Here is a 16168-nt window from a genome sequence, read left to right as displayed (position 1 = left end):
TTCCGTGTCCACGTCCCAAGACCACCCGTCCGGCACCGTGCTGGATCACCGCGCCCCGCCCGCCCCGGCCGGGGAGGCGCGTGAGACGGCCGCGGTGGACCGTGCCGATGCCACGGCAGCCGGTATCGAGGCGTCGCCCCCCGCCCTGTCGACGAGCGTGCAGCGCGGCGCGGATGCCACGCCACGGCGCTTCCGGGACCTCCTGGCCCTGGACGACTTCGAGCGCCACGCGAGGCGCCGGCTGCCGCCCATGATCTTCCAGTACGTCTCGGGCGCGGTCGAGACGGGCTCCGCGCTGCGCGGCAACCTCGCCGCCTACCGGGAATACGCCCTGGTGCCGCAGCTGATGCGCGACACGGCGGCCCGCAGCCAGGCCGTGACCCTGTTCGGCCGGCGCTACGACGCGCCCTTCGGCGTGGCCCCGCTCGGCGGCGCGGCCTTCGTGGCCTACCGGGCGGACCTCGTCCTCGCCGGGGCGGCGGCCGAGATGAACGTGCCGATGATCCTCAGCGCCTCCTCGCTCATCCGGCTGGAGGAGGTGCAGGCCCGCAACCGCGATGCCTGGTTCCAGGCCTACCTCGCCGGCGACCAGGCACGGATCGACAGGCTGGTGGATCGCGTGGCCCGCGCCGGCTACGGAACCCTGGTGGTGACGGCGGATACGCCCGTGCTGGGCAACCGCGAGCACAACACGCGCAGCGGCTTCAGCATGCCCATCCGCATCACGCCGCGCGTGGCGGTGCAGAGCGCGCTGCATCCGCGCTGGCTCCTCGGCACGGTGGCGCAGACCTTTCTGCGGCACGGCCCCCCGCATTTCGAGAACACGGAGGCGGAGCGCGGCCCGCCGATGATGTCGCAGAACTCCCTGCGCAACACCACCGCGCGCGACAGGCTGGCCTGGAGCCATCTGGAGGCCATCCGGCGGCGCTGGAAGGGCACGCTGCTGGTGAAGGGCCTGCTTGCGCCGGGCGACGTGGCCATGGCGCGGGAATGCGGCGCGGATGGCGTGATCCTGTCCAACCATGGCGGACGGCAGCTGGACCACGCGGTGGCGCCGCTGGACGTGCTGCCCGAGGTGGTGGCGGCCAAGGGCGGGATGAAGGTGATTGTGGACAGCGGCATCCGCCGCGGCACGGACGTGATCAAGGCCATGGCACTGGGCGCGGATTTCGTGCTGCTCGGGCGCCCCTTCCTCTATGCTGCCGCGCTGGGCGGCCAGCATGGCGTGCTGCACGCCATGCGGATCCTGAAGGAAGAGATCAACCGCGACATGGCCCTGATGGGCCTGAACAGCCTGTCGGAGCTCACGCCCGACATGCTGCGGCGTCGCACGGCGCCGCTGTGAACGGGCGGCCGGACCGGACAGGCAGGGAAGAGGAAACAGAGCAGATGGCGGATGCGAGCCAGACCTTGCGGATGAAGTGCGCGCTGGTGCTGCGCGAGGCCTTCGACCGGGTCATCGGCCCGGCCTTCGCGGCCGAGAACGGCTACGCGCCGGAGATCGACTGGACCCCCACCACCGTCATCATGCAGAAGATCGCGGCCGGCGAGAGGGTGGACGCGCTGGTGCTGATCGCGGATTCCATGGACCGGCTCGTGGAACAGGATCTCGTGGACCCGGCCACCCGCATCGAGGTGGCGGATTCCCGCGTCGGCATCGCGGTGCCCAAGGGCGCGCCGCATCCCGACATCTCCACGCCCGAGGCCTTCACCGATGCCCTGTTGGCGGCCCGTTCCGTCGCCTATTCCAAGGCCGGGGCCAGCGGCATCTACTTCGAGAAGATGATGGCGCGGCTGGGCATCACCGAGGCGATCAACGCCAAGGCCACGGTGATCCCCGCCGGCTTCACCGCGGAGAAGCTGACCACCGGCGAGGCCGACCTCGCCGTGCAGCAGCTCAGCGAGCTTCTTGTCGTGCCGGGGATCGAGATCGTCGGGCCCTTTCCGGGCGACCTGCAGAACGTCACCCACTTCTCCGCCGCGATCATGCGCGAGGCGAGGAACCGCGAGGGCGCGGAGCGGTTCCTGGCGATGCTGACACAACCCCGGGCGATCGAGGCCTACCGCGCCAGCGGCCTCGATGCCGCGACGCGCTGAGGGGGGACCGGCCATGCCGAGGTTCTGCGCCAACCTGAAGTGGCTTTTCACGGAACTGCCGCTGCTGGAGCGCTTCGACGCGGCGGCACGGGCGGGGTTCGAGGCCGTGGAGTATCCCACGCCCTACGAGGAGCCCGCCGGGATTTTGCGCGCTCGCCTGAAGGATTCCGGCCTGCGCCAGATCCTCATCAACACCCCGGCAGGGGATCCGACAAAGGGTGAGCAGTCCGGCATCGCCTGCCTGCCCGGCCGGCAGGCGGCTTTCCGGGACGATTGGCGCAAGGCACTGGACTACGCGGCGGCGCTGGACTGCAAGCTGGTTCACCTGCAGGCCGGCATCCTGCCGCCCGACGTGTCACGCGACCGCGCGCAGGCCGTTTACATCGGCAACGTCTTCTGGGCGGTGGAGCTGGCCGCCTCGGCCGGCGTGCGCGTCGTCCTGGAGCCGATCAACCAGCGCGACATCCCCAACTTCTTCCTGCGCACGCAGGAGGAGGGCGCGGCGATCGTGGAGGCGGTGGGCCGGGACAAGATCGGCCTGCAATTCGACCTCTATCACTGCCAGGTGCAGCAGGGCGATCTCGTCCGGCGCATGGAAACGCTGATGCCGGCGATCGACCACATGCAGATCGCCGACAATCCCGGCCGCCACGAGCCGGGAACGGGCGAGATCGCCTGGGACTTCGTGTTCCGCCGCATCGAGGAACTCGGCTACCAGGGCTGGATCGGGTGCGAGTACAAGCCCGCCCGCGAGACGGTGGAAGGCCTGGCCTGGCGGACCCGCTACGGCGTCTGACCCACGGGTTCGCTGCGCGCCTGTCCTGGTTCAGGGCGGCGCGCAGCGCGAAGCCCCTGCCTACTCCGCCTGGATGCCAAGGCGCTGGATCAGCCCGGACCACCGGGCCAGCTCGGAGACGGTGAAGGCGGCCAGCTCAGCCGGGTCCATGTAGGCGGCGTAGGTCCCGCTCTCCTCGCAGCGGCGGCGGAATTCCGGCGTCGCGACCACCCGCCCGATCGTGGCGGAGAGCCGCTCCACCGCCGGCTGCGGCGTGCCGGCAGGCGCATAGACGGCGAACCAGGCCTCCAGCTCGAAACCGGGGAAGCCCGCCTCCGCAGTGGTCGGGACATCGGGCAGCAGGGGGTGGCGGACCGGCCCCGCCATCGCCAGGGCCCGCACGGACCCGTCCCGCACGAGGCCGGCCACGGCGGGCGGCGTGGTGATCATCAGGTCGATGTTCCCCGCCACCAGGTCGTTCATCGCCGGCCCCGCGCCGCGATAGGGCACGTGCACCATGGGGGCGCCGACGAGCCGGGCGAACTGCTCCCCGCCGATGTGCTGGATCGTGCCCGCGCCGGAGGAGGCATAGTTCAGCCGCCCGGGGCTGCGGCGCGCGTATTCCGCCAGTTCCCCCAGCGTGCGCGCCGGCAGGTCCTTCCGCACGACGATGACGTGCGGCGCCCGCAGCACCAGGGCGACGGGCGCGAAGCTGCGCACCGGATCCCAGGCCAGGTTGGGGAAAAGCGCGGGATTGGCGACATGGGTGCCGGAATAGGCGAGCAGCAGGGTATAGCCATCCGGCGCGGCCCGGGCCACGGCGGCGGAGGCGACGTTGCCGCTGCCCCCCACCCGGTTCTCGACGACGAAGGGCTGGCCGAGCGAGCGGGTCAGCGCCTCGCCGAGGAGGCGGGCCGTGAAGTCACCGCCCCCGCCCGGCGCCGCTGGCACGACCAGGGTCACGGAACGCTCGGGATAGCGGCTCTCGGGATTGCGGCTGTCCTGGGCAAGGGCGCGGCCGCCCACGGCCAGGACGCCCAGCACCATCACGCCGCGCCTCGTGCTGCCCGCCATGACCATTCCCCGCCTTCTTCCCGGCCCCGTTCTGCCCCGGCGCCTTGCGGGCGGCACCGTAGCGCGCCGGTGCGGGAGCGCCTATGCGCCGGGCCGGTCGAAGGCGCGGGACCGGCGCCAGCGCAGGCGGCTGTGCCGCAGGTGAAGCCCCGCGAGCATCGCCGCAAGCCGCAGCGGCGCGCCGATCCCCTCCACCACGGGCACGCCGACCTCGCGCTCCACCACCGCCGGATCCAGGAGCACGGGGCACTGGGTGACGCCCATGGCGAGGATCACGTCGCAGCCCTGCTCCCGCACCAGGCGTCTCGCGCCCTCGATGAAGTTCTCCGCCATGACTGCTGCATTGGCGCTGAGGTCCGGCAGGTCGAACCCCGTCGCCCGCCATCCCACCACCTTCTCCTCCATCCCGTAACGGCGAACGATGGGCCGGAGCAGGGGGATGAGGTCGTCGTGATAGACGATCGCCCCGAAGCGGTCGCCGAGGAAGCTTGCCACGTGCAGCATGGCCTCGGTGGGCGCGATGACGGGAATGTCCACCACCGAGCGCCCGCCATCCACGCCGAGGTCGAGCGTGCCGAGCGGCACCACGGCGTCGTAGCCCTCCTCCTCCGCCTGCCGGAAGGCGGCGATGAAGGCGGGAGCGGCAAGCTGGACCTCGGCGGGCGTAAGGCCGTGCACGAAGGGCGAGGCGGGCGTGCGGACGATGCCGATCTCGACCTCCGGGGATGCATAGGCCAGGGCGGCCCGCTCCCGCCGCCGGAACTCCTCCTCGGGGTAGTCGCCGATGACGAAGGCGACCCGCACGGGGCATCGCAGGCCGCGTCGTGTCTCGCTCATTCCGTTTCCTCTCGCCGTGTGGAGGGACCCTAGACCTGGAGTGAACCGGCCCCAAGGCGACGCGGCCGCGCCCCCCGCCTCGGAGGCGGCCGTTGGCATGGGGGCCCTTCTTCGATCTACCCTGGCCGCCAACGAGAACCATCCCGGGGGAACGACCAAGGTGACAGACCGCCGCGCCATCCTGCTCACCGCGCTGGCCGCCCCCTTGCTGCCGGGGACGGCGCGCGCCCAGGGACATGCGGCGGGCACGCCCCCCTTCCCCAACCGCCCGGTCCGCATCGTCATGCCCTACGCGCCCGGCGGGCAATCCGACACCGTGGCGCGCCTGATCGCCCCGCGCATGGCGGCCGTGCTCGGCCAGTCCGTCGTCGTGGAGAACCGGACGGGCGCGGGCGGCTCCATCGGCGCCGGCATCGTCGCCGGTGCCCCGGCGGACGGGCACACCCTGCTCTTCGACACGCCCTCCATCCTCATCGTTCCCTTCGCGGTGAAGGACCTGCCCTTCGACTACGAACGGGATTTCCTCCCGCTCGGCATGGCGGTGTCGCAGCCATACGTGCTCGGCGTCACCTCGGCCTTCCCGGCGCAGGACATCGCGGGCCTGGTCGCGCATGGACGCACCGGCAAGTCGATCGGCTTCGGCACGCCGGGGGTCGGCAGCATCGGGCACCTTGCGGGGGCCCTTCTCGGCCACCGGGCCGGGATCGCCATGGAGCACGTCGCCTATCGCGGTGGCGCCGATGCCGCGCGCGACCTGGCGGCCGGCAACCTGGAGGCCGCGATCATCACGCCCAACTCCCTGGACGTGGTGGTGCAGACCGGACGCGCCCGCGCCCTGGGGCAGACGAGCGAGCGGCCGAGCCCGCTGCTGCCGGGCATCCCGACGGTCGCCTCGGCCGGCCTGCCGGGCTTCGACCTGACGAGCTGGAACGCCGCCTTCGTCCGCGCGGGCACGCCGGAGCCGGTGGTCGAGGCGCTAGACCGCGCCTTCCGCGCCGCCGTGGACGACCCGGAGGTGCAGGACGCGTTCCGCCGCATGGGCGGCGAGCCGGGCCGGGAGAGCCGCGCCGTCTTCGCCGAGCGGGTGGCGCGGGAACGAACCCTGGTCCGCGACATCGTCCGGCAGACCGGGATCACCTTCTGATGGCGGCCCCCCTCTCGCTCCGGATCGCTGAATTCGTCGCCGGAATCTCCCTCGACCGGCTGCCCGACACCGCGCTGCACGCCGTCAGGCGCCTCGTCCTCGACACGCTGGGCTGCGCGCTCGGGGCGGTGGGGGCGGAGCCGGTGCGGCGGCTGGAGGCGATCCTGCCCCCGCCCCCTGCCCCGGGCACCGCTGGCGGTGCGGGCAGCTCCTATGCGGGTGCCGCGCGATGCCTCGGCAGCGGCCGGCCCACCACCGCCGAGGGAGCGGCGGGCGTGAACGGCGCCATGGTGCGCTACCTCGACTTCATGGATGTCTACTGGTCGCGCGACATCTGCCACCCCGCGGAGAACATCCCCGTCGCCCTCGCCTGCGTGGAGGAGGCCGGCGGAGGCGGGCGCGCGCTGGTCGAGGCCATCGTGGCCGGCTACGAGGTCCAGATCCGCCTCTGCGATGCCTTCTCCTTCCAGGATCGCGGCTTCCATCACGTAAGCGCCGCGGGCTTCGTTGTGCCCTATGTGGCGGGCAAGGCCTGGGGGCAGCCGGCCGGCGCCATGGCCCATGGCAGCGCGCTGGGCGGGATGCGGCACCTGACCCTCGGCGCGCTGTCCCACGGGAAGCTGAGCATGGCGAAGGCGATCGGCTATCCGGCGAACGCGGCGGCGGCGATCACGGCGGCGCGCCTGGCCGGGGCCGGCTTCACCGGCCCGCTGGAAGCCTATGAGTGGCTGTTCGAGAGGACGGCCGGACCCACGGAGGATCCGGCGGCTCTCGCGCTCGACTTCGACGCCTGGCGGCTCGAGCAGGTGAGCCTGAAGGGGTATCCCGTGCAATACGCCCTGCAGGCACCGGTGGCCGCCGCGATCCGGCTTCATGCCGCGCTGCGTGGGCGCCTGGGCGAGGTGACCGCGATCCGCGCCCGGGTCCGGCCGGAAACCCTCGCCCGCGCGGCCGATCCGGCGAAGTTCCGGCCCATGGATCGGGAGACCGCCGATCACAGCCTGCCCTCCTGCGTGGCCATGGCGCTCTGCGACGGGGTGCTCACCGAGCACCAGTTCGCGGCGGGCCGCTTCCGCGACCCTGACGTGATGCGCCTGACCGCCCTGGTGGAGCCGGTCGGGGATGCAGGGTTCGAGCAACGCTTCCCGACCGGCCGCCCCGGTGCCGTGGAGGTGCTGCTGCGGAGCGGGGAGAGGCTGGACGCCGTCGAGGAGGTGCCCTTGGGCGACCGCGAGCGCCCGATGGACGATGCCGCCGTCCAGGCCAAGTTCCTCGCCCTGGCCGAGCCGGTGATCGGCGCTGGCAAGGCGCGCCAGGTCATGGAGTTCGTCGCGGGGCTCGAGCGCCAGCCGCGCATCGACGCGCTGCTGGACCTTTGCAGCATTCCCACCGCCCGATGATCCGGCCGCAGCCGCTCGCGGTGGCGCGGAGCCGTATCGACGGCGGTGAGGTTCTTATCGGAGAGGCGACATGAAGATCATCGTCACCGGCGGCGCCGGCTTCCTCGGCAGCCGTGTCATCCGGGCCCTCCTGGCCGGAGCCGGGCGCCAGGACGGACTGCCCGGGTTCGATGCCATCGTCTCGGTCGACCTCTCGCCATGCCCGGTGGAGGACCCGCGCGTCGCCTCCGTCGCCGGCGACATCGCGGACCCGGGCTTCGTGCGACAGGTCGTCGGCGCGGATACCGCCGGCATCTACCACCTCGCCGCCGTGCTGAGCGGCGGGTCCGAGGCGGACTTCGATCTCGCCATGCGCGTGAACCTCGACGGCACCCGAGCCCTGCTCGAGGCCGCCCGTGCCGCCGGCACCGTCCCGCGCTTCGTCTTTACCAGCTCACTCGCCGTGTTCGGCGGCCCGATGCCGAAGGTGGTGCCGGAATCCCTGGCGACGATGCCGGCCTCCACCTACGGCGCGCAGAAGGCGATCGGGGAGCTGCTCGTCAACGACTACTCGCGCAAGGGCTTCGTGGATGGCCGCGTCTGCCGGCTGCCCACGATATCCGTGCGACCAGGCCGCCCCAACTCCGCCGCCTCCTCCTTCGCCAGCGGCATTATCCGGGAACCGCTGGCCGGCATTCCCGCGGACTGCCCTGTCCCGCTGGACACCCGGATGTGGCTCTCCTCGCCCGGCGCGGCTGTGGCCAACCTCGTTCACGCCATGGCCGTGGAGGGCGGACGGATCGGGCCGTGGCGAACGCTGAACCTGCCCGGCCTCTGCGTGACCGTCGGCGAGATGCTGGCGAGCCTGGAGCGGGTTGGCGGCTCCGGGGCACGCGCGCTCGTCCGCGAGGCGCCGGACCGCCGCATCATGGACATCGTGTGCTCCTGGCCCGGTGCCTTCGACACCTCGCGGGCGGCGGCGCTGGGTTTCGTCGGGGACAGCGACTTCGACTCCGTCGTCCGCCAGTACCGCGACGAATTCTCCGGGGTTCGTACCGCGTGAGATGCCGGTGCGTCCCGCAGGCCGGAGATGCTGGCACGCCGGGCACAGGGCTCGCCGGACCCGGTGAGCACCCGGTAGCGCTTCACCTCGGCCAGCCGCCGCCGTGGCGCCACGACAAGGCCGCCTAATCCAGGGTCATTCCCGCCAGCACGCGTCGCCAACGCGCCCCTTCCTTCGTGACGGTTTCGGCAAAGGCCGGTGCGCCGCCCTCCATCGGGACCGTTCCCTGCGCGGCAAGCTTCGCCCGCACATCCGGCAGGCCGATCGCGCGGGTGAAGACCTCCTCCAGCGCGGCGCGGATCGGCTCCGGCGTGGCCCGCGGCACGACGATGCCGGCGGCGGAGCCGTTGACGAAGCCGGGCATGCCGGCCTCCGCCGCGGCCGGGGTATCCGACAGCAGGGCGAGCCGCTCCGGCGCGGCGGCGACCAGGGCGCGGAGCGTGCCGGCGCGGATGTGCTCCACCACCACGGGCGTCGCCTCGGCGGTGGCGGAGACCTCGCCCGTGAGGACCGCCTGCACACCGGCGGCACCGGACCGGTAGTGGACGGCTGTGAGCTCCGCCCCGCCCAGAGATTGCAGGAGGGCAAGGGTCTGGTGCGGGGAACTGCCGGCCCCGGCGGTGCTCCAGGTCAGGCGGCCGGGTTCCGAGCGGGCGAGGGCAAGGAACTCGCGCAGCCCCGCGCCTTCCGGCAGCAGGCCGGGACGAACGACCAGCACATGGGGCGTGTCGGTGAGCGGCGCGACGGGCGCAAAGTCTTTCCCAGGATCGAAGGGCAGGCGGCGGTAGAGCACGGGGTTCACTGCCAGCATGCCGACGCTGCAGAAGAGAACGGTATAGCCGTCCGGCTGGGCGCGCGCCGCCGTCTCCGCCGCGATGTTGCCGCCGGCGCCCGTGCGGTTCTCCACCACCACCGGCTGGCCGAGGATGGACCCCGCCGCCTCCGCCACGATCCGGGCGACGAGGTCGCTGATCCCGCCGGGGCCGAAGGGCACGATCATCCGCACGGGGCGCGCGGGGAAGGCCTGCGCCAAGGCCGGACGCGCGAGGGTTGAGACGGCCGCCGCCGCGAGGGCGGATGCACCGAGGAGGATGCGGCGCCTCACCGTGCGGCCCGCCGGATGCGGAGCATCATGCTGTCGAAGGAATAGTCCGCCACCTGATGGTAGCCGTAGGAACGGTCACGGAAGGCGACCTGGCTCTCCAGCAGCTCCTTGAAGCGCGGGGACTGCGCCGACATCTCCGCGAAGACGTCCTGGGTGGTGCGGTAGAAGGCGTCCAGCACCTCGTTCGGGAAGGCGCGCAGCTGCGTCCCGTTGGCAACCAGGCGGTACAGCGCCTCCACGTTCTTCCAATCGTACTGCGCGAGCATCCACTGCGTCGCCGCGCCGGAGGCGGCGGTGAGAACGGCCTGATAGGATTTCGGCAGCTCGTTCCAGCGATCGAGGTTGACGAAGGCGTGGAACACCGCGCCGCCCTCGCCCCAGCCCGGGTAGTAGTAGTACCGCGCCACCTTCTCGAAGCCGAGCTTGGAGTCGTCGTAGGGGCCGATATACTCCACGCCGTCGATCGTGCCTCGCTCCAGCGCCGCGTAGATGTCGCCCGGCGCGATCTGCTGCGGCACCACGCCCATCTTCGCCATGACGTTGCCGGCAAGCCCCGCCACGCGGAACTTCAGCCCGCTCAGGTCGGAGACCGCCTTGATCTCCTTGCGGAACCAGCCGCCCATCTGGTTCCCCGTGTTCCCCAGCGGCAGGCCGTAGACGTTGTAGTCCTTCAGCAGCCGGTTGAGCATGTCGTTGCCGCCGCCATGGTACAGCCAGGCCGCCTGCTGCCGCGGGTTCAGCATGAAGGGCACGGTGGTGGTGAAGGCGAAGGCCGGGTCCTTGCCCGTGAAGAACAGCCCGCCCGTATGCGCCATCTCCACGCTGTTCTGCGTCACCGCATCCAGCGCTTGAAGCCCCGGCACGATCTCGCCGGCCGCGAAGGGCGTGATGCGGAAGCGGCCGTCCGTCATCTCGGAAACCAGGCGGGCGAAGTATTCCCCCGTGGAGTAGGTGACGTCGAGCACCTTGGTGAAGGAGCTCGTCATGCGCCAGCGGATCTCCGGCGCGGATTGCGCCAGGGCGGGGCGGGCGAGCGTGGGCAGGGCAAGGGCAGGCGCCGCGCTCCCGGCAGCCATGAGGTGACGACGACGCATCGGGGGGTCTCCTGGCAGGTGCTGGGCATGGGTATTGCAACACCGATGCCAGGTCTGTTGTCCAGGAATCATACGGGACAACACTTGCTGCAACTTGCCCGGCCGCCGGGATTCGGGCAGTTCTTGGACAACCGGGCAACAAGTTGCCCACGACGGGAGCAGAACAAGATGAGCGCTTCGACTGGCTGGAACGGCGTGGTGTCCCACCTCCACATCACCCCGCGCGCCTTCCTGCCCATGCGCGCGCAGGAGGCGATCGAGCTGGTGGCCGGAGAAGGCATCGTCGGCGACCGCTATCGGATCGGCACGGAGACCGGCTTCTACTCCGAGAAGCCCGAGGAAGGCCGGCAGGTCACGCTGTTCGAGGCCGAGGTGCTGGAAGCCATCCTGCGCGACTACAAGATGGAGATCCTGCCGGAGGAGCATCGCCGCAACGTCACCACGCGCGGCGTGCCGGTGAACCACCTTGTCGGCCAGCGCTTCCGCCTCGGCGATTGCGTGGTGGAGGCGACGCGCCTCTCCATCCCCTGCCGCCACATCGAGGAGATCCTGGGCAAGCCGGTCTTCGATCCGCTGGTCCATCGCTCCGGCCTGAACTGCAAGATCCTGGAGGGCGGCACGCTGCGCATCGGCGACGCCATCCGCCCCCTCTAGCGCCCCCATGCCCCGCCACATCGAACTGCGCGTCGCGGGGGCCAGCCCGGCGGGCCCGGGCATCCTGCGCGTGACGCTGCGCGACCCGGATGGCTGGCCGCTGCCGCGCGTGAAGCCCGGGGCGCATCTGGACCTGCACGTGCCGGGCGTGGGGCCGCGCGCCTACAGCCTGTGCGGCGACCCGGCGGTGCAGGATGCCTGGACGGTGGCGGTGAAGCGGGAACCGGAATCGCGTGGCGGCAGCGCCTGGGTGCACGGGCTGGCGCCGGGCGATTCGGTAGCGGCCTCCATGCCCCGCTGCACCTTCCCGCTGGCCGAAGGGGCGGGGCGCCACGTCATGATCGCGGGCGGGATCGGCGTCACGCCCTTCCTCGCCATGGCGCCGGTGCTGGAGCGCGCGGGCGCGGACTGGACTCTGCACCTGCTGCACCGGGGCGCCCTCCCCTGTCCCGCGGATCTCGCGCCCTTTCTGAAATCCGGCCGCGCTGTCGCGCATGACACGGCCGCCCAGCCGCGACCGGCCCTCGAATCCCTTCTCGGCCCGCACCGGCCCGGGCTTCAGGCCTATTGCTGCGGCCCCACCGCGATGATCGAGAGTTTCGAGCGCGCCACCGCCACCTGGCCCACGGGCAGCGCGCGGGCGGAGCACTTCGTGCCGCCGGTCCTGCCGCCGGACCCGGATGCGCGGCCCTACACGCTCGTTCTGGCAGGGAGCGGCGCCTCGGCGGACGTGCCCGCGGGCGGCAGCATGCTGGTTGCGCTGCGCGCGCTCGGCGCGAAGGTCGAGGCCTCCTGCGAGGGCGGGATCTGCGGCGCCTGCAAGCTGCGCTGGCTGGAAGGCGTGCCGGTCCATCGCGACCGCGTGCTGACACCGCAGGAGCGGGAGAGCCACCTGATGGCCTGCGTGGCCGGCTGCGCCTCCGACCGGCTGGTGGTAGAGGCATGAGCGCCAGCATCCGCAGGCCAGCACCCGACCGGGACGCCGCCCGCACGGCGGAACTGGGCGCGCGGCTGCGCGCGCTGCGCCAGGCCCGAGGGCTGACGCTGGACACGCTGGCCGAGTCCGCCGGCCTGGACAAGGGTTACCTCTCTCGGCTGGAGCGGGGGCTGAAGAACCCTTCCATCGCCACCGTGCTGCGCCTGTCCGAGGCGCTGGAGGTGCCTGTGGCCGAATTGTTCGGGGAGCGGCTGGCCGAGCACGCCGTGCGCGTCACCCGCGCGCCGGACCGCCTCGCTGTCTCAGCGGTGCAGGACGGCGCGCACGGCATCGAGGCGCTGAGCCGCGACGGCGCCGCGCTGGAGGCCTTCGTGCTGCACCCGGCCGCCGAGTTCAGCCCGGACGGCCACGCCGAGCACGCGGGCGAGGAGCTGTTCTTCGTGCTGCGCGGCACGGTGGAGCTGCGCTTTGCCGATCGCGGCTTCGTCCTGGAAGCCGGGGATTGTGCCCAGTTCCCCGGCCACCTGCCGCACCGTATCCGCCGCGTCGGGCCGGAGCCGGCCTCCGCGCTCGTCGCCGTGGCGCGCCCGGCGCAGGGGCGTAAAGGTCAGCGGTAGGGTTGACGGCCGGCGTGGAGGCGAAGCCTTCGCGCCGGGCGAAAGCGTCCGGATCGGGTGCAATGCGGCCCGTTTGGCCAGATCACCGCTGCCCGCCCGGCGCCTCCTCCGTCCTGGACATCCGTCGCAGCCGCGTCGTGTAGGAGAATCGCGCCGCCGGATGCAGGCTCACGGTGACCGCAAGGGCCGTCCCGGCGGAGTCGATGTAGCGGCGCGTGATCTCCAGCGCGTGCTCACCCGGCCCCGCCTGCAGCGCCTCAGCAACCGCTCCCTCGGGAACGCCCGATGCCCGGATCTCCTGGATGACCTCGTCGATCGGCCGCCCCGATCCTTCCGCGAGCAACGTCGCGATCAGGCCGCGGTAGGACCCGTCCCGCAGGCGCTGCTCAAGGTCGTGCGGCACCGCTTCCGCGTCGGCATAGCTGTCCGTCCAGCAGAGCGGCAGGCGATCTCCCTCCGGAGGGACGCGCAGGCTGGACACCTGCAGCCAGCGGCTGCCCGGGCGCACCGCCAGCCGCGCGGCGAGAGCGCGGTCTGCTACAACCGCCCTCACCCGCAGGATCTGGCGCTCGGTCTCGGCCGCGTATTGCAGCAGGTCATCGATGCCGGCGAGCGACTGGGCGTAGGCGCCCGGCTGCCGGGCTGCCCCGGCGGTCACATGCGTGCCGGACCGGCGCCGGCGCGACACGAGGCCCAGCTCCTCAAGCCGCAGCAGGGCCGCCCGAACCGTTGCCCGGCTCACGCCCCGCTCCGCCGAGAGCTCCACCTCGGTTGGAAGCCGCGATCCCGCGGGATGAAGGCCTCGCGCAATCTCCTCGGCGAGGTCACGGGCGAGGGCCGCGTAGCGGGGCGGGGAGGCGGCTTCAGCGAGGGACATCGGCCGTAACGGTACGGACCATTTCGTCGTTGACAAGCGGGATCGCACTCGGCTTAAGGTTCGAACCAATAATAAAGTACGAACCTTGACGGAGGATCGTCATGCTCTCTCGCCGCCCTTTGCTCGCCGCGGCCGTCTTCTCCGGCGCGATGCCAGCTCTTCTGCCCTCACGCGCTGGCGCGCAGGGAATGACGGGCTACCCGGACAAGCCGATCCGGCTGATCCTGCCTTTTTCCGCGGGCGGGCCGACCGATACGCTGGGACGCGTCTTCGCCGAGCAGCTCTCGAAGCAGATGAAGGCCCGCGTGCTGGTCGAGAACCGCACCGGCGCGGGCTCCACCATCGGGGCCGAGGTCGTCGCGAAGTCCGGGCCGGACGGCTACACGCTGCTCTTCAACAACCTCTCCCATTCCATCAATCCCACCCTCTACCGCCGCGTGCCCTACGACACCGTCGCGGACTTCGTGCCGGTCAGCGTGCTGATGGAAGGGCCGGTGGTGGTGCTGGTGGGCGCCAGCTCGCCCTACCGCTCACTGAAGGACCTTATCGACGCGGCCCGTGCCCAGCCCGACCGGCTGGACTACGGTTCGGCGGGCAACGGCTCGGCCGCTCATGTCTCCATGGTGCAGATCCTCGCCAGGACCGGGGCGCGGATGAACCATATCGTCTATCGCGGCGTGGCGAACGCGATGACGGACCTGCTCTCCGGCACGATCGCCTCGGTGAACGACACTTCGACCACGGCCCTCGGCAGCATCCGTGGCGGCCTGGTGCGCCCGCTCGCGGTCACCTCGCCCGCCCGCGTGCCCTTCCTGCCGGACCTGCCGACGGTGCGCGAGAGCGGCATCCCCGAACTGGCGGATTTTCAGATGTCGACCTGGAACATGCTCCTCGCCCCGGCCGGGACACCGCGACCCATCGTGGAACGCCTGCACGACGAGGTGCGGTCCGCGATGAAGGATCCCGCCTTCGTCGCGAAGCTCGCGGAGCTCGGCAACGTGCCCATGCTTGAAGCGGACCTGGCGGGAACCCGCGCCTTCCTCGTCTCCGAGGTGGAGCGCTGGCGCGATGTCATGACACAGGCCGGCGTGCGCCCGGAATAGCAGGAACCCCCATCATGCCCAGCACCCCGCTCGACTCCGCTCTCTTCCGCGACATGTTCGGCACGCCCGAGATGCGCGCCGTCTTCTCCGACGAGGTCCTTGTCGGCCGCTACGTGGAGGTGGAGGTCGCGCTCGCCCGCGCCGAGGCGCGTTGCGGCATCATCCCTGCCGAGGCGGCGGAGGCCATCGCTGCCGCGGGTGCCAGCCCGGCCTTCGACTGGGCCCGGCTGAAAGCCGAGACCGACAATGTCGGATACCCGATCCTCGCCATCGTCCACCAGCTGGCCGAGCAGGCGGGAGAGGCCGGGCGGTACGTGCACTGGGGCGCCACCACCCAGGACATCATGGACACGGCGAGCGTGCTGCAGGTTCGTGCGGCCCTCGATCTGGTGGGGGCCGACATCGAGGCGCTGCGCGGCATCCTGGCCGGACTCGCCGCGCGGCACCGGGACACGCCGATGGCTGGCCGGACCCATCTGCAGCAGGCCCTGCCCGTCACCTTCGGCTACAAGGTGGCGATCTGGCTGGCGGCCATGGACCGCCATGCCGAGCGGCTGGCGCAGCTTCGCCCGCGCGTGCTGGTGGGCCAGTTCGCGGGCGCGGCCGGCACGCTCGCCTCGCTCGGGGAGGACGGCTTTCCCGTGCAGGCGGCCTTCTGCGAGGAGCTGGGCCTGGGCCAGCCCGTCGCCACCTGGCACGTGGCGCGGGACGGGCTGGCGGAGGCCGTGTCCTTCCTCGGCCTCGTGACCGGCACGCTGGCGAAGGTGGCGACGGACATCATGCTGATGATGTCCACCGAGTTCGGCGGCGAGGTGATGGAGCCCTTCGTGAAGGGCCGTGGTGCCTCCTCCACCATGCCGCAGAAGCGCAACCCGATCTCCTCCGAGATCATGCTGGCTACGGCCAAGGCCGTGCGGCAGCAGGTCGCGCTCATCCTCGACGCGATGGTCCAGGATTTCGAGCGCGCCACGGGTCCATGGCACCTCGAATGGCTCGCCCTGCCCGAGAGCTTCCTCCTGGCCGCCTCCTGCCTGCACCAGGCGAAGTTCGCCCTCTCCGGCCTGACGGTCGACACGGACCGGATGCGGGCCAACCTCGATCTGTCCGGCGGCCTGATCGTGGCCGAGGCGGTGATGATGGCGGCCGCGCCAGCGCTCGGGCGCCAGCACGCCCATGACGTGGTCTACGATGCCTGCCGCGCCGCGATCACCTCCGGCCGTCCGCTCGCCGAGGCCCTGATGGAGGTGCCCGAGGTGGTCCAGGCCCTGGGCGGCCCCGACGGTGTGTCCCGCCGCTGCGATCCATCCAACTATCTCGGCCTCGCGCCCGCCATGGTGGACCGGGTGCTTGGGGGGCGTAGCCGCTCCTGACACGGCCCTCGCCGCGCAGCGCCTGCCGGTTGGGCGGGATCG

General features: G+C 71.8%; 16 protein-coding genes. 11 read left to right on the top strand and 5 right to left on the bottom strand.

The genetic code is table 11. The annotated features are described in order from the left end of the window. Positions 1 to 4 precede the first annotated feature (4 nt). Genes J5Y10_RS22040 through J5Y10_RS22030 form a run of 3 tightly spaced genes read left to right on the top strand, consistent with a single transcriptional unit; the run spans position 5 to position 2893 of the window. Complete coding sequence (locus tag J5Y10_RS22040; RefSeq protein WP_342452989.1) at positions 5 to 1345, top strand: alpha-hydroxy acid oxidase; 1341 nt, start codon at positions 5 to 7, stop codon at positions 1343 to 1345. A gap of 44 nt (positions 1346 to 1389) precedes the next feature. Beyond that, positions 1390 to 2097 (top strand): molybdate ABC transporter substrate-binding protein, encoded by a 708-nt coding sequence (locus J5Y10_RS22035; protein WP_245214962.1) that lies wholly within the window; start codon positions 1390 to 1392, stop codon positions 2095 to 2097. Between the two features lie 13 nt (positions 2098 to 2110). Next, the gene (locus J5Y10_RS22030; RefSeq protein ID WP_209376279.1) at positions 2111 to 2893 is read left to right on the top strand and encodes a hydroxypyruvate isomerase family protein; all 783 of its coding nucleotides are present in this window, start codon (positions 2111 to 2113) and stop codon (positions 2891 to 2893) included. A 60-nt stretch (positions 2894 to 2953) separates the two neighbouring features. Here the strand turns inward: J5Y10_RS22030 and J5Y10_RS22025 are convergent, their stop codons facing one another. Both J5Y10_RS22025 and J5Y10_RS22020 read right to left on the bottom strand, forming a co-directional pair. Then, a complete protein-coding gene (locus J5Y10_RS22025) occupies positions 2954 to 3946 on the bottom strand; it encodes a Bug family tripartite tricarboxylate transporter substrate binding protein (protein ID WP_209376278.1) in 993 nt (330 codons plus the stop codon). Between the two features lie 81 nt (positions 3947 to 4027). Continuing rightward, positions 4028 to 4783, bottom strand: a complete 756-nt coding sequence (locus J5Y10_RS22020; protein WP_209376277.1) for an aspartate/glutamate racemase family protein — start codon at positions 4781 to 4783, stop codon at positions 4028 to 4030. Between the two features lie 160 nt (positions 4784 to 4943). On the opposite strand from J5Y10_RS22020, the gene J5Y10_RS22015 reads away from it, so the two are divergent. The 3 genes from J5Y10_RS22015 (at position 4944) to denD (ending at position 8369) form a co-directional block, all read left to right on the top strand. After that, positions 4944 to 5927 (top strand): Bug family tripartite tricarboxylate transporter substrate binding protein, encoded by a 984-nt coding sequence (locus tag J5Y10_RS22015; protein WP_209376276.1) that lies wholly within the window; start codon positions 4944 to 4946, stop codon positions 5925 to 5927. Beyond that, entirely contained in the window at positions 5927 to 7327 is a 1401-nt protein-coding gene (locus J5Y10_RS22010) for an MmgE/PrpD family protein (RefSeq protein ID WP_209376275.1), read from the top strand. Before J5Y10_RS22015 ends, J5Y10_RS22010 begins: the two co-directional genes overlap by 1 nt. 70 nt (positions 7328 to 7397) lie before the next feature. Further along, complete coding sequence (gene denD / locus J5Y10_RS22005; RefSeq protein ID WP_209376274.1) at positions 7398 to 8369, top strand: D-erythronate dehydrogenase; 972 nt, start codon at positions 7398 to 7400, stop codon at positions 8367 to 8369. Between the two features lie 124 nt (positions 8370 to 8493). Here the strand turns inward: denD and J5Y10_RS22000 are convergent, their stop codons facing one another. Continuing rightward, entirely contained in the window at positions 8494 to 9474 is a 981-nt protein-coding gene (locus J5Y10_RS22000) for a Bug family tripartite tricarboxylate transporter substrate binding protein (protein WP_209376273.1), read from the bottom strand. Then, positions 9471 to 10568: a TRAP transporter substrate-binding protein gene (locus J5Y10_RS21995; protein WP_209376272.1), complete on the bottom strand. Its 1098-nt coding sequence runs from the start codon at positions 10566 to 10568 to the stop codon at positions 9471 to 9473. Before J5Y10_RS21995 ends, J5Y10_RS22000 begins: the two co-directional genes overlap by 4 nt. Before the next feature lie 168 nt (positions 10569 to 10736). Here J5Y10_RS21995 and J5Y10_RS21990 point away from each other — a divergent pair, with 168 nt between their 5' ends. From J5Y10_RS21990 to J5Y10_RS21980, 3 genes are read left to right on the top strand one after another with little or no spacing between them, the layout of a single operon-like run. Further along, a complete protein-coding gene (locus J5Y10_RS21990; protein WP_209376271.1) occupies positions 10737 to 11222 on the top strand; it encodes an MOSC domain-containing protein in 486 nt (161 codons plus the stop codon). A 7-nt stretch (positions 11223 to 11229) separates the two neighbouring features. Continuing rightward, on the top strand, positions 11230 to 12168 hold the full coding sequence (locus tag J5Y10_RS21985; RefSeq protein ID WP_209376270.1) for a PDR/VanB family oxidoreductase: 939 nt from the start codon (positions 11230 to 11232) through the stop codon (positions 12166 to 12168). Then, positions 12165 to 12776 carry a helix-turn-helix domain-containing protein gene (locus J5Y10_RS21980; RefSeq protein ID WP_209376269.1) on the top strand — a complete coding sequence of 204 codons (612 nt, stop codon included), beginning with the start codon at positions 12165 to 12167 and terminating at the stop codon, positions 12774 to 12776. Before J5Y10_RS21985 ends, J5Y10_RS21980 begins: the two co-directional genes overlap by 4 nt. A gap of 82 nt (positions 12777 to 12858) precedes the next feature. Here the strand turns inward: J5Y10_RS21980 and J5Y10_RS21975 are convergent, their stop codons facing one another. Beyond that, positions 12859 to 13653, bottom strand: coding sequence for a GntR family transcriptional regulator (locus tag J5Y10_RS21975; protein WP_209376268.1), 795 nt, complete (start codon positions 13651 to 13653; stop codon positions 12859 to 12861). A gap of 101 nt (positions 13654 to 13754) precedes the next feature. Between J5Y10_RS21975 and J5Y10_RS21970 the strand changes: the two genes are divergently transcribed. Beyond that, complete coding sequence (locus J5Y10_RS21970) at positions 13755 to 14756, top strand: Bug family tripartite tricarboxylate transporter substrate binding protein (protein WP_209376267.1); 1002 nt, start codon at positions 13755 to 13757, stop codon at positions 14754 to 14756. 14 nt (positions 14757 to 14770) lie between these two features. Then, the gene (locus tag J5Y10_RS21965; RefSeq protein WP_209376266.1) at positions 14771 to 16126 is read left to right on the top strand and encodes a class-II fumarase/aspartase family protein; all 1356 of its coding nucleotides are present in this window, start codon (positions 14771 to 14773) and stop codon (positions 16124 to 16126) included. Positions 16127 to 16168: the final 42 nt, after the last annotated feature.

Origin of the sequence: Roseomonas indoligenes (assembly GCF_017813365.1) — a bacterium.
GTDB classification, from domain to species: Bacteria; Pseudomonadota; Alphaproteobacteria; order Acetobacterales; family Acetobacteraceae; genus Roseomonas; species Roseomonas indoligenes.
Note: the sequence above shows the minus strand (reverse complement) of the source record. Positions and strands in the feature narration are given on the sequence as shown.

What these genes read in the sequence shown, in the direction of transcription:
- J5Y10_RS22035 (WP_245214962.1), top strand. Translation starts at nt 1,390, where the DNA reads ATGGCGGATGCGAGCCAGACCTTGCGGATGAAGTGCGCGCTGGTGCTG.
- J5Y10_RS22030 (WP_209376279.1), top strand. Translation starts at nt 2,111, where the DNA reads ATGCCGAGGTTCTGCGCCAACCTGAAGTGGCTTTTCACGGAACTGCCG.
- J5Y10_RS22025 (WP_209376278.1), bottom strand. Translation starts at nt 3,946, where the DNA reads ATGGCGGGCAGCACGAGGCGCGGCGTGATGGTGCTGGGCGTCCTGGCC.
- J5Y10_RS22020 (WP_209376277.1), bottom strand. Translation starts at nt 4,783, where the DNA reads ATGAGCGAGACACGACGCGGCCTGCGATGCCCCGTGCGGGTCGCCTTC.
- J5Y10_RS22010 (WP_209376275.1), top strand. Translation starts at nt 5,927, where the DNA reads ATGGCGGCCCCCCTCTCGCTCCGGATCGCTGAATTCGTCGCCGGAATC.
- denD (WP_209376274.1), top strand. Translation starts at nt 7,398, where the DNA reads ATGAAGATCATCGTCACCGGCGGCGCCGGCTTCCTCGGCAGCCGTGTC.
- J5Y10_RS21995 (WP_209376272.1), bottom strand. Translation starts at nt 10,568, where the DNA reads ATGCGTCGTCGTCACCTCATGGCTGCCGGGAGCGCGGCGCCTGCCCTT.
- J5Y10_RS21990 (WP_209376271.1), top strand. Translation starts at nt 10,737, where the DNA reads ATGAGCGCTTCGACTGGCTGGAACGGCGTGGTGTCCCACCTCCACATC.
- J5Y10_RS21985 (WP_209376270.1), top strand. Translation starts at nt 11,230, where the DNA reads ATGCCCCGCCACATCGAACTGCGCGTCGCGGGGGCCAGCCCGGCGGGC.
- J5Y10_RS21980 (WP_209376269.1), top strand. Translation starts at nt 12,165, where the DNA reads ATGAGCGCCAGCATCCGCAGGCCAGCACCCGACCGGGACGCCGCCCGC.
- J5Y10_RS21975 (WP_209376268.1), bottom strand. Translation starts at nt 13,653, where the DNA reads ATGTCCCTCGCTGAAGCCGCCTCCCCGCCCCGCTACGCGGCCCTCGCC.
- J5Y10_RS21970 (WP_209376267.1), top strand. Translation starts at nt 13,755, where the DNA reads ATGCTCTCTCGCCGCCCTTTGCTCGCCGCGGCCGTCTTCTCCGGCGCG.
- J5Y10_RS21965 (WP_209376266.1), top strand. Translation starts at nt 14,771, where the DNA reads ATGCCCAGCACCCCGCTCGACTCCGCTCTCTTCCGCGACATGTTCGGC.